15 protein-coding genes are annotated in these 14,801 nt (G+C 52.5%); 9 read left to right on the top strand and 6 right to left on the bottom strand.

Translation table 11 applies throughout. From position 1 onward, the window contains the following. Window positions 1–187 precede the first annotated feature (187 nt). The 3 genes from Q354_RS0101990 to Q354_RS24270 all read left to right on the top strand — a co-directional run bounded on the left by Q354_RS0101990 (window position 188) and on the right by Q354_RS24270 (window position 3,861). Window positions 188–904, top strand: coding sequence for a 16S rRNA (uracil(1498)-N(3))-methyltransferase (locus Q354_RS0101990; protein ID WP_027856152.1), 717 nt, complete (start codon window positions 188–190; stop codon window positions 902–904). Between the two features lie 144 nt (window positions 905–1,048). After that, a complete protein-coding gene (locus Q354_RS0101985; RefSeq protein WP_036228295.1) occupies window positions 1,049–2,083 on the top strand; it encodes a Fe(3+) ABC transporter substrate-binding protein in 1,035 nt (344 codons plus the stop codon). A gap of 125 nt (window positions 2,084–2,208) precedes the next feature. Continuing rightward, window positions 2,209–3,861, top strand: coding sequence for an ABC transporter permease (locus Q354_RS24270; protein WP_051559814.1), 1,653 nt, complete (start codon window positions 2,209–2,211; stop codon window positions 3,859–3,861). A 69-nt stretch (window positions 3,862–3,930) separates the two neighbouring features. Here the strand turns inward: Q354_RS24270 and Q354_RS0101975 are convergent, their stop codons facing one another. Together Q354_RS0101975 and ampD are read right to left on the bottom strand one after the other, a co-directional pair. Beyond that, window positions 3,931–4,974, bottom strand: a complete 1,044-nt coding sequence (locus tag Q354_RS0101975) for an ABC transporter ATP-binding protein (RefSeq protein ID WP_027856150.1) — start codon at window positions 4,972–4,974, stop codon at window positions 3,931–3,933. Between the two features lie 84 nt (window positions 4,975–5,058). Then, window positions 5,059–5,613, bottom strand: coding sequence for a 1,6-anhydro-N-acetylmuramyl-L-alanine amidase AmpD (gene ampD / locus Q354_RS0101970; RefSeq protein WP_027856149.1), 555 nt, complete (start codon window positions 5,611–5,613; stop codon window positions 5,059–5,061). 170 nt (window positions 5,614–5,783) lie between these two features. Between ampD and nadC the strand changes: the two genes are divergently transcribed. Then, on the top strand, window positions 5,784–6,629 hold the full coding sequence (gene nadC, locus Q354_RS0101965) for a carboxylating nicotinate-nucleotide diphosphorylase (protein WP_027856148.1): 846 nt from the start codon (window positions 5,784–5,786) through the stop codon (window positions 6,627–6,629). Between the two features lie 80 nt (window positions 6,630–6,709). Here nadC and Q354_RS0101960 read toward each other — a convergent pair whose 3' ends face one another. Beyond that, a complete protein-coding gene (locus Q354_RS0101960) occupies window positions 6,710–7,063 on the bottom strand; it encodes a hypothetical protein (protein WP_027856147.1) in 354 nt (117 codons plus the stop codon). A 214-nt stretch (window positions 7,064–7,277) separates the two neighbouring features. Further along, window positions 7,278–7,700: a pilin gene (locus Q354_RS28930; RefSeq protein WP_027856146.1), complete on the bottom strand. Its 423-nt coding sequence runs from the start codon at window positions 7,698–7,700 to the stop codon at window positions 7,278–7,280. Window positions 7,701–7,876: 176 nt separating this feature from the next. Between Q354_RS28930 and pilB the strand changes: the two genes are divergently transcribed. The 5 genes from pilB to yacG are packed head-to-tail and all read left to right on the top strand — an operon-like array spanning window position 7,877 to window position 12,551. Beyond that, window positions 7,877–9,595, top strand: a complete 1,719-nt coding sequence (pilB, locus tag Q354_RS0101950) for a type IV-A pilus assembly ATPase PilB (protein WP_027856145.1) — start codon at window positions 7,877–7,879, stop codon at window positions 9,593–9,595. 11 nt (window positions 9,596–9,606) lie between these two features. After that, entirely contained in the window at window positions 9,607–10,830 is a 1,224-nt protein-coding gene (locus Q354_RS0101945) for a type II secretion system F family protein (RefSeq protein WP_027856144.1), read from the top strand. Between the two features lie 33 nt (window positions 10,831–10,863). Then, complete coding sequence (locus Q354_RS0101940) at window positions 10,864–11,718, top strand: prepilin peptidase (protein WP_027856143.1); 855 nt, start codon at window positions 10,864–10,866, stop codon at window positions 11,716–11,718. 3 nt (window positions 11,719–11,721) lie between these two features. After that, a complete protein-coding gene (gene coaE / locus Q354_RS0101935) occupies window positions 11,722–12,324 on the top strand; it encodes a dephospho-CoA kinase (RefSeq protein WP_027856142.1) in 603 nt (200 codons plus the stop codon). An 11-nt stretch (window positions 12,325–12,335) separates the two neighbouring features. Continuing rightward, complete coding sequence (yacG, locus tag Q354_RS0101930) at window positions 12,336–12,551, top strand: DNA gyrase inhibitor YacG (RefSeq protein WP_027856141.1); 216 nt, start codon at window positions 12,336–12,338, stop codon at window positions 12,549–12,551. Here the strand turns inward: yacG and Q354_RS0101925 are convergent. Both Q354_RS0101925 and argJ read right to left on the bottom strand, forming a co-directional pair. Beyond that, window positions 12,532–13,473, bottom strand: coding sequence for a Nudix family hydrolase (locus Q354_RS0101925; RefSeq protein WP_027856140.1), 942 nt, complete (start codon window positions 13,471–13,473; stop codon window positions 12,532–12,534). The two genes, yacG and Q354_RS0101925, sit on opposite strands and share 20 nt — an antisense overlap. 1 nt (window position 13,474) lies before the next feature. Next, the gene (gene argJ / locus Q354_RS0101920) at window positions 13,475–14,692 is read right to left on the bottom strand and encodes a bifunctional glutamate N-acetyltransferase/amino-acid acetyltransferase ArgJ (protein WP_027856139.1); all 1,218 of its coding nucleotides are present in this window, start codon (window positions 14,690–14,692) and stop codon (window positions 13,475–13,477) included. Window positions 14,693–14,801: the final 109 nt, after the last annotated feature.

The following is a 14,801-nucleotide window of genomic DNA, read 5'->3' as shown; positions in this document are numbered from 1 at the left end:
TTTCATAGCAACATGGCTAAAGCACTTGTGATTGAAAGGAGGGAACAGGTCAATTTTAACTGCTTTTCAGCGCTACCTGTATTCATCTAAGACGAACAGACTGTTGTCCTGATAAACAGCCCCTGTCAACCTCGCCCCTGGCACAACTCTGATCTACAATGACGCCCTTTTCTCACCGGGCTGCAATATGAATCTGATCCTGCTGTTTGACGCCGACTTTATCGCCCCGACGACGGCCCGACTCAGTGACCGTCGCTATACCCATATCAGCCTGGTGCATAAGCCCGAAGTCGGTGAGCAGCTCCGGGTTGGCCGGCTGAACGGCGAGACCGGTACCGCCACTGTCACCGCAATCGGCGATCAACAGGTGACGCTGGAGGTCGCGCTGGAGAGACAGCCTCCCGCACCGCTACCTGCGACATTACTGTTAGCCCTGCCGCGTCCCAAGATGCTTAAGCGCACCCTGCAAACCATCACCGCCATGGGCGTCAAACAGATCTACCTGATCAACTCCTATCGGGTCGATAAAAGCTACTGGTCGACACCCTTATTGCAACCCGGGGCGATCGAAGAGCAGCTGCTGCTGGGACTGGAACAGGCTGGCGATACCCTGATACCCGAAGTTCATCTGCGTAAGCGCTTCAAGCCTTTTGTCGAGGATGAGCTGCCGGATATTGCCGCTGATACTCGCGCCCTGATTGCCCACCCTTACGGGGCATCGGCCTGCCCGCCACCATCGGATCAACACACCACACTGGCGATCGGCCCTGAGGGTGGCTTTATCCCCTACGAAGTCGAGAAGCTCAATGCCGCAGGGTTTGCATCGATCCATATTGGTCAGCGTATCCTGCGGGTTGAAAATGCAGTGCCTGTGCTGCTGGCGCGGCTATTCCCACTGATCTGATGACAGGCTTATTGACTCGTTTGACCTCTATCAATGATGCAAACGCAATTGAGAATAAAACTCAGAAAAGATTGACTTTAGCCTGAGAACAAACAAGAATTATTCGCATTACTCTTTGTAAACCTGCTTCGGAATGTTGTAACTATGATGCGATACGCTAAGAACGCCCTGCTGGCCCTCAGCCTCACCGCGGCAACCCTCGCGCCTGTAGCTCAGGCAGCCGATGAAGTTAACATCTACTCATTCCGTCAGGCTTTCCTGATCAAGCCCCTGCTCAATGCCTTTACCGAAGAGACCGGCATTAAAGCCAATGTGGTCTTCTCCAAGAAAGGCCTGCTGGAGCGCCTGAAGCATGAAGGCAAGAACTCACCGGCCGATATCCTGCTGACCTCCGATATAGGACCGCTGTATGATGCATCCGAGCGCGGCCTGCTGCAATCCATCAGCAGCGATACCCTGGCAGCGAATATCCCGGCCAAATACCGTGATCCGGAGAACCGCTGGTATGGACTAACCTCCCGTTCACGTATTATCTACGCCTCCAAAGAGCGGGTAAAAGCGGGCGAAATCAGTCGCTACGAAGACCTGGCCGATCCGAAGTGGAAGGGCCGTATCTGTACCCGCAGTGGCAAGCACACCTATAACCTGTCCCTGTTTGGTTCTATGATCGCCCACCATGGCGAAGCCGAGGCCAAGCAATGGACCCTGGCGCTGAAAGAGAACCTGGCGCGCCGCCCTCAGGGTAACGACCGGGCTCAGGTAAAAGCGATCAACGAAGGGGTCTGTGACCTGGCTCTGGGTAACTCCTACTACTTCGGCAAGATGATTACCAATGAGAAGAAGCCAGAGCAGATCAAATGGGCTGAATCCGTCAACCTGATCTTCCCGAACCAGACCGATCGCGGTGCCCATATGAATATCTCCGGTGCCGGTGTTACCCGCTATGCACCGCATAAAGAAGCGGCGATTAAGCTGATTGAGTTCCTCAGCAGCGAAAAAGCCCAGCGTCTCTATGCCGAGGTTAACTTCGAATTCCCAGTCCGCCCGAACACCGAACGCTCCCCGTTGATTAAGGAGCATATGGGCGAATTTAAAGAAGATGATATCAGCCTGAAGCAGATCGCATCACTGCGCTCGGCAGCAGCCAAACTGGCTGATCAGGTACAGTTCGACAACTAACCTCGCCCTACCCGGCAAGGCCATTAGTTTGTCAGTAACGGTAGTCCGCTTCGCGGCTACCGTTTTCGTCGTTATTGAGGTACGCGGTTTTGACAACATCTACCAGCACACTAGGCAGTAGTCCGATGGATCAGAGTGAAAAAGGCGACAGCCTGATCCACTGGTACGGTTCAACCTGGCTGGTTGCGTCCCTGGTAGCCTTGCCAGTGTTGTCTGTGTTCTACCTCGCCCTCTTCCCCACCGAAAATATCTGGGGCCATCTGGTCGATACGGTACTGCCGGTCTATATCAGCAGCACCCTGATGCTGATTACCGGGGTCGGTGTACTGGCAATCAGTATGGGCGTGCTTTCTGCCTGGCTGGTGACCATGTGCAGCTTTCCCGGCAAGCGAATCTTTGAATGGGCCCTAATGCTGCCCTTCGCAGTCCCTGCCTATGTGATCGCCTACGTCTATACCGACCTGCTGGAGTATTCCGGCCCGGTGCAGATCTTCCTGCGCGAGCTGTTTGGCTGGAGCAGTGCACGTGACTACTGGTTTCCGGACATCCGTACATTAGGCGGCGCGACTCTGATGCTGGCGCTGGTGCTCTACCCTTATATCTACCTGCTGGTGCGTGCCTCTTTTCTCGAGCAAAGTAACAGCCTGCGCGATGCCAGCCGTTTACTGGGCTGCACACCGACCACCAGCTTCTTCCGGATCTCACTGCCGATCGCCCGTCCGGCCATCGCAGTCGGACTGGCACTGGTGTCGATGGAGACCATTAACGATTTCGGCACCGTGGATTACTTTGCGGTCAAAACCATGAGTGCCGGCATCTATGACACCTGGCTCAATATGGGCAACCTGGGTGGCTCGGCCCAGATCGCCAGCCTGACCATGATGTTTGTGGTACTTCTGATTGTGCTGGAGCGCTTTGCCCGTCGCCGCCAGAAACAGTTCCACGCCAGCGACCGCTATAAGGCGATTGAAACCTTCCAGCTCAGCGGTATCAAAGGCTGGGTTGCCACCCTGCTGTGCGCCATGCCGGTATTACTAGGCTTCCTGATTCCAGTCTCATTGTTGGCGACCTATGCCAGCCGCCACCTGGACCAGCTCTGGACTGAGGATTTCCTCACCTACGCCAGCCACAGCTTCTATCTCTCAGCCACCGCTGCACTGGTAACCATCCTGATCGCCCTGCTGCTGGCCTACAGCAAGCGCCTGCACCAGCGTCGCTCGCTCACGGCCGCCAGCAACTTCTCCAGCCTGGGTTATGCCATGCCCGGTGCCGTACTGGCAGTAGGAGTTGTTATCCCGCTGGCCGCCTTCGATAACAGTGTCGACAGCTTCCTGCGCGCCCACTTTGATATCTCCAGTGGTCTGCTGCTCAGTGGTACCAGCTTTGCCATCGTCTTTGCCTACTCGGTCCGCTTTCTGGCGGTATCGACCGGTGCTATCGAATCCAGTCTGAACAAAGTCACACCAAGTATGGATATGGCCTCACGCTCACTGGGACTGACACCCTTGCAGACATTGATCAAGGTACACCTGCCTCTGATTCGTGGCGGGATACTCTCCGCTGCATTGGTGGTCTTTGTCGATTGCATGAAAGAACTGCCAGCCACCTTGATCCTGCGCCCCTTTAACTACGACACGCTGGCAACCTATGTCTATCAGTTTGCTTCAGACGAGATGCTGGAAGAGAGTGCGCTGGCAGCACTGTTGATCGTTGCCGTGGGGATTATTCCGGTGATCCTGCTGACCCGTACAATCTCATCTACCCGATCGGCAAACTAGTCGGCAGCACTTTCCAAAGAGACAAAAAAAGCCGGCAATACCGGCTTTCTTAATCAACGCAAAACTGGATCATTCTACTTCAAAGACGATTGGCCGATGTACCGCGACCCGCACGCCGACCTGCTCGCCATCACTCAGGGCCGAGGACTCGAAGCAGAGCGACTCAACCTTACGACCATTATCCAGGCGCAGCCAGTAACGAATTGATTCTCCGAGGAACTCACTGCACTGCACCACCGCCCCAGCTCCACCCGTCACAGGACGCAGATCGCCGGGACGGATAAACAGATCAACCTGTTTACCAACCGGCAGGCAGAAAGGCTCGGCGAATTCCAGTACACCCAGTTCGGTTTCAACCCGGGTTTCCGTCAGGCACTGGCCGCGGAATAACTCGCCCTTACCAACAAAACCTGCCACCATCGCATTGATCGGCGTGTTGTAAAGCACCTGAGGCGGTGCCCATTGCTGTAGGGTACCTTCGGCGAGAATACCGACCTGATCCCCGATGGTGAAAGCTTCCTGCTGGTCATGGGTAACCACAATTGCGGCGATCTTCTGCTGCTTCAGGATATCCCGCACCTCCAGCGACAACTGCTGGCGCAGGTCGGTATCCAGGTTCGAGAACGGCTCATCCATCAACAATAACTTCGGTTTCGGTGCCAGCGCCCGTGCCAGCGCCACACGTTGCTGCTGGCCGCCGGATAGCTCATGGGGATATCGGTCTGACAGATCAGGTAAGCGCACCAGCTTCAGCATCTCGGCTGCCCGACTGCGTTTCTCGGCTGCACTGACTCCATTCAGGCCAAACGCTATATTGTCCGCCACACTCAGATGGGGAAACAGCGCATAGTCCTGAAAGACCATGCCCATCTGGCGCTTCTCCGGCGCCAGTGTCGCTGCCTCAGAGGAGATAATCTGCCCGCCCAGCGCAATAGTCCCCTGGCGTACCGGCGCAAAGCCGGCAATCGCCCGCAACACCGTGGTCTTACCACAGCCACTGGGGCCCAGCAAACAGGCGATCTGTCCCGGCGCTACTGAAAAACTGATATCACGGGTAATGATATGGTCCTGATAGGCACAGCTCAGACCTTCAACTTCCAGCAGTAGCGACATCGGTTCAGCTCACACAGACAAAAAAGGGGAAGGAAATTATAAATGAAAACAATTATTGCTTATAGCCGCCCGACACCGTGACATCTACTTCAGTGATGAACGGTAGCGTAACCAGTCAAACGCCTCGCCCGGATCAGTCTTTCGTCCCGGAGCGATATCCGAATGGCCTGTGATACGCTCAGCCGAGATTTCCGGATATGCATGCTGTATTGCCTGGGTTAGCACTGACAACACCTGATACTGCTGATCTGTATAGGACTGACTGTCAGTTCCTTCCAGCTCGATCCCAATCGAGAAATCATTGCACTGATCACGGCCCTCAAACTCTGACATCCCGGCGTGCCAGGCCCTGTTGTCCAGCGAGACAAACTGAACCAGTTCGCCATCACGGCGGATAAACAGATGTGCCGACACCTCAACACCTCGAATTTCCTGATAGAACGGATGGCTGTCAAAATCGAGCTGGTTGCAGAAGAAACGTTCGACATCGTCGCCGGCAAACTGCCCCGGCGGAAGGCTGATATTATGGATCACCAGCAAACTGATATCGCCCTGCAGCGGCCGCTGGTTAAAGTTAGGAGACTCACAACAACGAGCTCCCCGAACCCAGCCATCTACAACCTGAAACTTAGTGCTCATCTCTCTGACTTCATCTCTATCAGCCCATAGGCAATTTCGCTAGAATAAGCGCCATCTTATCATCGAATTAGCTTTGGCAGTGCGCCGCTACAGGCTCCCAACACCGTTTTATGGAGCACCCGGCATAAACGCATAGCAACCCTGCAGACCCGGACGGACAACCTGATACCATGCTGACCCAATACGATCTGAAACATAATATTGCCACCACCGTACGCAACTCACTCGAAGAGGATATCGGAGACGGCGATATCACTGCCCAGCTGATCCCGGCTGAGAACCAGGCCGTAGCCCGTGTTATCAGTCGCCAGCAAGCAGTGATTTGTGGTGTCGACTGGGTCAACGAAGTCTTCAAGCAGGTAGATCCGGAGATGATCGTAGAGTGGCAGGTTGCCGATGGCGACACAGTCGAGCGAGATCAGGTACTGTTTATAGCCAAAGGTGCCGCCCGCAGCCTACTCACCGCTGAGCGCGCCGCCCTGAACTTCCTGCAGACCCTCTCCGGCACAGCCACTGAAAGCGCCCGCTATGCCGCGATGGTCGCCAGCACCAATGTTAAGCTACTCGACACCCGCAAGACCTTGCCTAACCTGCGTAACGCCCAGAAATATGCCGTGACCTGCGGCGGCTGCTTCAACCACCGTATCGGCCTCTACGACGCCTTCCTGATCAAAGAAAACCACATCATGGCCTGTGGCGGTATCGAACAGGCTGTCAGCACCGCTAAAGCCAACGAACCCGGCAAACCGGTAGAGATCGAAGTAGAAAGCCTGGAAGAGATGCGTGCCGCCCTGAATGCCGGTGCCGACATCATTATGCTGGATAACTTCAGCCTGGCCGACATGCGCCACGCCGTCGAAGAAGTAGCCGGTAAAGCCAAACTGGAAGCCTCCGGCGGCGTGACAGACGAAACACTGCTAAGCATCGCCGAAACAGGTGTGGATTACATCTCGATTGGCGCCCTGACCAAGCATGTGCAGGCCGTGGATCTTTCTATGCGATTGATTGAGAGTTGATTGGTATTACCTGACCTACAGATACTAAAAAGGCGCTTATCGAAGCGCCTTTTTAGTATCTGAACTGCCTGAGACCCAATCTATTGGGCCATCGCTGCGCAATTAGCGCTACCAATCCGGGTCCAGTTATCGTTCTGCTGGATCTCCACGATATCGTAGATCTCTACCAACAGATCAGTTACACCATGCTCTTTAGCAATCTTACAAACAGTGACTGCATCTTGGTCGTGGTTATCGGACTTTTTTACTACGCCAACAGCAAGTACAGAATCGTTTTGCCACCAGACTGGGCGGGCAGGAAAAGTAGGTAATCCAAGCACCGATTTTTCAACTTCACTTTTTGTCGACAAGCTAAGTTGGTCACTACTTTTATTAAGGTAAATCGTTATGCCAACGCAGGCAGCAACCAGAAGGATAATAAGTGTGCGTTTCATAAATTAGCGTACTTCCATTCATAAGAAGCTTCATGATAACCGATCACCAAATGATTACCACTGTAGCGAGATTATGCTTATAGCTGACTCTTTCGAAGATCTATCAACCACAAAAAACCGGAAATAGGAATCAATTCCCATATCCGGTTTCAATGAAATAACGCTGTTCTAAGTTATCTGTAACGTACTATATATGTAACAGCGTCACTGACAATTACTCTGCTGCTGCTGTACAGTTTTGATTAGCTGCCAGAGCATTACTAACGGTACAAGCCCACGCGATAGTACCCGAACCATTAGGGAATGTAGCAGTCAATGTAGCAGTTGTTGCGGCACTTCCGTCGCCGAAGCTTGCGCTAACAAGCACTGCGCCACCGCCCTCAGGTACTGTACAACCATTATTGTCACCACCGGCTCCGGTATCTACATTAGTACACGCGCCGTTACCTAAAGACCAGTTTTCAGAAACCAGTGCTTTAGATTGAGACAGCGCAGATACAGCCTGAGAGCCATTTGCCCGTGCGATATAGCCTTGATATGCAGGCAGCGCAATTGCTGCCAGAATACCGATGATCGCTACCACAATCATCAATTCAATCAGGGTAAAACCCTTTTGATTTTTTTCTACGGTTTTCATTGATAGTTCTCCAGCAAAAGATCCCTAAGTATTTGAAGTTGCCATCACTCCAGTGTCCTACTGGTCCCCAGTCGCGATACCAACCGCCTAGCAGTATAACCGCATTTTCAAACAATTGTACAAATGCTATTTTAACTTTGACCCAAATCATCAGACAGATCATACAGGGAGCAGAAGTGCAGTCATTCCAACCGCTGAGTGGGCTGGCCAAGAGGCTGGTTAATGAAGGAATATTCTCTACAGAGGTCGCCGCAGAGGCCGCGCAAAGCGCTCGACAAAATCAGCAAACCTTTATCAGCTATATCATTGAACAGCGCCTTGTCAGTGCCGCCCGTGCGGCGGCCGCAGCCGCTGATGAATTTGGCATACCACTACTTGATCTGGATGCTATTAATCTGGATTCCCTCAGCCGTGGACTAATCGATGAGAAGCTGATTCTTAAGCATCGCGCCCTGCCTTTGATTAAGCGTGAGAACCGCCTCTTTGTTGCTATTTCGGACCCAAGCCATATCCAGGCCTTAGATGAATTTAAGTTCCAGTCCGGGATTACCACTGAAGCAGTGATCGTTGAGGAAGACAAGCTGCATCGCATTATCGATCAGTACCTTGAAGCCCAGGAAGGAGGCGCACTGGATGACTTGGAAGATACCGATCTTGATAACCTGGAGATCGATGATAGCCTGCAGGGGGGCAGCAAGGAGGAAGATGAAGAGTCTGATTCTGCTAATGACGCCCCTATTGTTCGCTTTGTAAATAAAGTGCTACTGGATGCTATCAAGGTCGGCGCGTCGGATATCCATTTTGAGCCCTATGAGAAAAGCTACCGTATTCGTTCCCGCATCGACGGCATACTGCAAGAAGTCGCCAAACCACCGGTTAACCTTTCCGGCCGACTAGCTGCACGCTTAAAAGTCATGTCTCAAATGGATATATCAGAACGCCGCGTTCCTCAAGATGGCCGTATCAAGATGAAGATATCCAAGACCCGGGCAATCGACTTCCGTGTCAACACTCTACCTACCCTTTGGGGGGAAAAGATCGTACTGCGTATCCTTGACCCATCCAGTGCAAAAATGGGCATCGAAGCGCTAGGCTTCGATAAGGAACAGCATGATCTCTATATGGATATCCTGCATAAACCGCAGGGGATGATTCTGGTTACTGGCCCGACCGGTAGCGGTAAAACCGTCAGCCTCTATACCGGGCTGAATATCCTTAATACCGAAGAGCGCAATATCTCCACCGCCGAAGACCCGGTAGAGATCAATCTGGACGGTATCAACCAGGTACATGTAAACCCTAAGGTCGGCCTGAACTTTGCCGAAGCCCTACGCTCCTTCCTACGCCAAGACCCGGATATTGTGATGGTGGGTGAGATCCGAGATCTGGAAACGGCCGAGATCGCCATAAAAGCCGCCCAGACCGGTCATATGGTGCTATCGACGCTGCATACCAACAGTGCCGCCGAAACCCTGACCCGTTTGCGCAATATGGGGGTACCTGCTTTTAATATTGCATCCTCAGTCTCACTGATTATCGCCCAACGCCTCGCCCGACGCCTCTGCAATAGCTGCAAAGTAGCAGCTAGCATCCCCAAGGAAAGTCTACTGGAGGTGGGATTCAATCAGGATGAGGTAAAAGATCTACAGCTTTTTGAAGCCAATAGTATCGGTTGCAGTAAATGCAATCGCGGCTATAAGGGACGGGTCGGCATCTACGAGATGATGAAGATCACTAAAGCCCTGTCAGAGATCATTATGGGTAATGGCAGCTCTCTGGATATACTCCGAGTCGCTCAGGAGGAGGGATTCAAAACCCTGAGTGACTCCGCCCGTGCCAAGGTAGCTCAGGGTATTACCAGTCTGGAAGAGATCAACAGGGTTATTAAAACCTGAAGGAAACCGTTGTGGCTAATAAAGAAAAAAAGCAACTACAATTTCTGTGGGAAGGCAAGGATAAAAGCGGTAATAATAGCAAGGGACGCATTTGTGCTGACAGCATATCCAAGGCAAAAACGGCACTTCGACAGCAAGGCATCACTCCAAAGAAGGTACACAGAGAAAGCAGCTTTACCCTGTTTGATAAGAAAAAGGCCGCTGTTAAGCCGGTTGATATCGCTTTTTTTACCCGACAGATGTCGACAATGATGAAGGCTGGCGTGCCACTGCTTCAAGGACTGGAGATTGTTGCCAACGGCGTAGAGAAGGATAAGCTACGCGAAATGATTCTTGGTATCCGCAATGACGTTAATGGCGGTAGTGATTTTTCACAGGCTTTAAGCAAATATCCGGACTACTTTGATGCGCTGTTTTGCAACCTGGTTCAGGCTGGCGAGCATTCTGGTGCCCTTGAAACCATGCTGGACAGAATTGCAACCTATAAGGAAAAGCTGGAAAGCCTGAAAGCAAAAATCAAGAAAGCGATGACCTACCCAGCGGCAGTATTGGTAGTAGGCATCCTCGTATCTGCAATACTGCTGGTCAAAGTAGTTCCTCAATTTGAGACAATATTTAAAGGTTTCGGAGCCGACCTACCCGCATTTACACGACTAGTTGTGCAACTATCTGAGTTCGCCCAAGACTGGTGGTTGATAGGACTCGCTGCGTCCATAGGAGCGGGACTAGCGTTTGCGAAAGCCAAAAAGCGCTCTCAGAAGTTCGCCGATTCTGTTGATCGTACTATGTTAAAAGTTCCTGTAATTGGAAGCATATTACACCAAGCATCGATAGCGCGCTTTGCAAGAACCCTTGCTACCACTTTTGCGGCAGGCGTTCCATTAGTCGATGCACTAGACTCAGCTGCTGGAGCTTCAGGAAATGTTGTTTATAGGAATGCCATTCTCCAGATAAAAAATGGCGTTTCTACCGGTCAGTCCCTACAATCAGCAACCGTTATTACTGGCGTATTTCCCAATATGGCTACCCAGATGATCGCCATAGGCGAAGAGGCCGGCTCTCTGGATATGATGCTCTCCAAAATAGCTGATTTTTATGAAGAAGCTGTCGACAATGCCGTAGATAACCTATCTGATCTGCTTGAACCTTTAATTATGGTGGTACTAGGCGTTTTGGTTGGCGGACTGGTAATAGCAATGTACTTACCAATATTCCAGCTTGGCTCGGCCGTTTAGACCAAATATTCTAAGAAGTCTCTGAACTGATATATGTATTTCGAATTTCTCCTAAACAATCTCTGGCTGGCTATCAGCCTAAGTACTATTTTCGCCCTGCTTATCGGCAGTTTCCTTAACGTTGTTATCCACCGCATTCCGGTGATGATGCAGCGGGAGTGGCAGGCACAGCTGGATGACACTGATGCCAGCCAGCAAACACCCTATAATCTGATCGTACCGGGTTCCAGCTGCCCCCATTGCCAGCACAGTATCCGCTGGTACGAGAATATTCCGCTGTTCAGCTATCTGATGCAGAAGGGACGCTGCAATGGCTGTAAAACAAGCATTTCAATTCGCTACCCTATCGTTGAGCTGATTAGCGCCCTGCTAGTTGGCTTTATTGTTTACACTTATGGCCTTAACGAGATTAGCATTACGCTGACACTGCTGACCTGGGCGCTGATCTGTCTGACGGCAATCGATATCGATCACCAGCTGCTGCCTGACCGGATTACCCTGCCGCTGCTCTGGCTGGGGCTGCTGGCAAACAGTTATGGTCTTTTCACCACGCTGCATCTGGCGGTATTCGGCGCTGTGGCTGGCTATCTAAGCCTGTGGAGTATCTTCTGGCTGTTTAAGCTGGTCACCGGCAAGGAAGGTATGGGTTATGGCGATTTTAAGTTACTGGCGGCACTGGGTGCCTGGGCTGGTATCGATCAACTGCCACTGATTATACTGCTCTCTTCCGTGGTTGGTGCCGCTATTGGTATCGCGATGATCCTGTTTCAGCGCCATGACCAGCAGAAGCCCATCCCATTTGGCCCTTATCTGGCTATTGCCGGCTGGATCGCGATGATCTGGGGACAGGATATTACCCAGGCTTATTTCCGGTATATAGGACTCTAACTGATGTTTATCGTAGGCCTGACCGGCGGTATAGGTAGTGGTAAAAGCGCGGTATCTCAGCAGCTGGAATCCCTGGGCATCAATATTATCGATGCCGATATCGTTGCGCGCGAAGTGGTCGAACTCGGAGAATCAGCACTGGATTCTATCGCGGCTCACTTTGGTAATGAGGTACTGCTTGAGTCCGGCGAACTCAACCGAGCCGCCCTGCGCGCCAGGGTTTTCGCAGAACCAGCTGAGCGTGAGTGGCTTGAGCAGTTGCTGCATCCCCTGATCCGTGAACGTATTATCTCCCAACTACAGAGTTCTGCATCGGAATACACCGTCCTCGCTTCTCCTTTGCTGCTGGAAACTGACCAGCACTTATTGGTAGACCATATCATCGTGGTTGATGTGCCTGAGGAGATCCAGGTCAGCAGGACAACGTCCAGAGATCAGAACAGCGAACAGCAGGTCCGGGCGATTATTGCTGCACAGATGGCGCGCAAACAGAGACTGGAAAAAGCCGATTCGGTTTTAGATAACAGCGGAGATCTGTATCATCTTAGGCAAAGCGTTAACCAGTTGCACCTGAAGCTGTTGCAACTGGCTTCTGAAAGCCGTTGAGAAGATCAGAAATGAGTAAAGTTAAACTGAATTGTCCGCAATGCGGAAAAAAGATGGAATGGAACAGTAATAGTCCATTCCGCCCCTTCTGCAGCGAACGCTGCAAACAGATCGATCTAGGCGCCTGGGCCAACGAGGAGTATCAGATCAACACTCCCGCTGATGCCAATGACTTCAGCTCCGGAGATGACCTCTCAGAGCAGGAATTTACGCCCACCACGCACTGATAGCGGCAATCCCCTGGGCTCCGGCATTGGACGCCAGAGCCAGATCCTCCTCTCCCATTCCACCCAACGCAAAAACCGGTACTGGGCATTCAGCCAGCAGATCGGCAAACCGATCCCAGCCCATACCAGCATCTCCCGGATGACTGGAGGTTTCCTTTACCGGTGACAGCAAAATAAAATCCACACCCTTCTCCACCGCCATCTGCAGCTCTTCACGACTGTGGCAGGAAGCACTGAGCCAGCGACCGCTAAACTGCTTGCGATCCTGTAATTCCTGCAAACGGTGTCGATTAAGGTGAAGCGCATCAGCACGCAGCTTTTCAGCCATCTCAATGGAACAGTTCAGGGTCAGAAAACGCGCCTGTGTGAAACCGGTCTGCAATACGGCGGCCAGCTCCGCGAAGGAAGCGTCATCAAGCGCATTAGCCCGAAACATCACGCCTTCAGCCCCGCGATTGACCGCCTGTGCGACCTTCTCAACATACTCCTGAGGTTCAGCGGTGCCAGTAATCAATAAACGCTGTGGTAACAATGCAGCATTGACGATCGGCCGGTTAGCCGCCGGAAACTGATAGTCATCCAGATCCGCTGGCTCAACCCAGCGTACCTGCTGACCTTCCCGACCATAGGCTTCGCCGGTAAAGGCCGTCACCTTATAGACGTCCAGCAACACCGACTTATCCGGATAGTGGTACGGAACCTTAATCAGGGGAAAAGACGCCATGACGGTGATGCCCAGCTCCTCATCCAACTCTCTGAGCAAAGCGGAGGAAACCGGCTCACCGGACTCCACCTTACCACCCGGAAACTCCCAGAGACCGCCCTGATGCTTATCATCAGGGCGCTTCGCCAGGAGAATCCTGCCGTGATCATCAACGATCACGGCAGCAGCTACATGCACGATTTTCTTAGCAACTGACATCTTAACTACGGTAATCCGCGTTGATGCTGACATACTCCTGCGACAGGTCGGTGGTCCAGACGGTTTCTGACACTTCACCACGGTGTAATACAACCCGGATGCAGATCTCTTCCTGGTCCATGACGGCCTGACCTGCCTCTTCGGTGTAATTTGCATCGCGGCCACCGGCAGAAACAATACGCACATCGCCTAGGTAAATCTCCAGCGCATCGATATCCAGATTTTCCACACCTGCGCGTCCGACTACTGCCAGAATACGCCCCCAGTTCGGATCGGAAGCAAACAGTGCGGTTTTAACCAGCGGGGAGTGAGCGATATCAAACGCGACCGCCAGTGCCTCGTCCTGAGTTGCAGCCTCATCAACCTGAACAGTGACAAATTTAGTCGCCCCTTCGCCATCACGCACGATGGCATGGGCAAGATATTGCATCAGCTCTTCCAGTGCGCTGCTGAAAAGCTGCAACAGTTCAGGTTCCTGCGCGGATACTTCGATCCCGGACTGACCGGTAGCAACCAGAATGCAGGAATCGTTGGTAGAGGTATCACTGTCAACAGTGATGCGGTTGAAAGACTTATCAGTAGCCTGCGTCAGTAGCTGCTGCAGTAGAGGCTGGGCAATGGCCGCATCCGTTGCTACATAGCCCAGCATGGTCGCCATATTTGGCTTGATCATACCGGAGCCCTTAGAGATACCGGTGAGGGTAATGCTCTGACTCTGATACTCAATCTGCACACTGCTGCCCTTAGGTCGGGTATCAGTGGTCAGAATACCGCTGGCTGCACGTTCCCAGCCGGCTTCTTTCAGATCAGCCTGAGCCTGGGGCAGCGCCGCGACAATCTTTTCAACCGGCAGTTTTTCACCGATAACGCCGGTGGAAAATGGCAGAACTTCAGCGTCCTGAGTAGCAGTCAGGCCCGCCACTGATTCGCAGCTCAGTATCGCATCCTGATAGCCCTGCTGACCGGTACCGGCATTGGCATTTCCGGTATTCACCAACAGATAGCGTGGAGATGCGACCTCAAGGTGACGCTTGCAGATCTGCACCGGGGCAGCACAGAAAGCATTCTTAGTGAAGACACCGGCAACGGTGGAATCTTCCGCAATCTCCATCAGCACCAGGTCCAGGCGTCCTGGGGTTTTAATTCCCGCCGAAGCCGTGCCCAGTTTAAAGCCCGCGACAGGCAGCATCCGCTGCAAGGTATCAGGTCCAACAGCCATTTCAATCTCTCCTAAAGACAAACAAAGCAGCCGGGGCTGCTTTGTTTATGTGTTACGAGTCACAGGCATGACTGCCAGTGACCGGATGCCCGGTGCATCGCCGATATAG

The sequence above is a fragment of the Marinobacterium jannaschii DSM 6295 genome (assembly GCF_000620085.1).
In the GTDB taxonomy this organism is placed as follows: Bacteria; Pseudomonadota; Gammaproteobacteria; order Pseudomonadales; family Balneatricaceae; genus Pontibacterium; species Pontibacterium jannaschii.
Note: the sequence above shows the minus strand (reverse complement) of the source record. Positions and strands in the feature narration are given on the sequence as shown.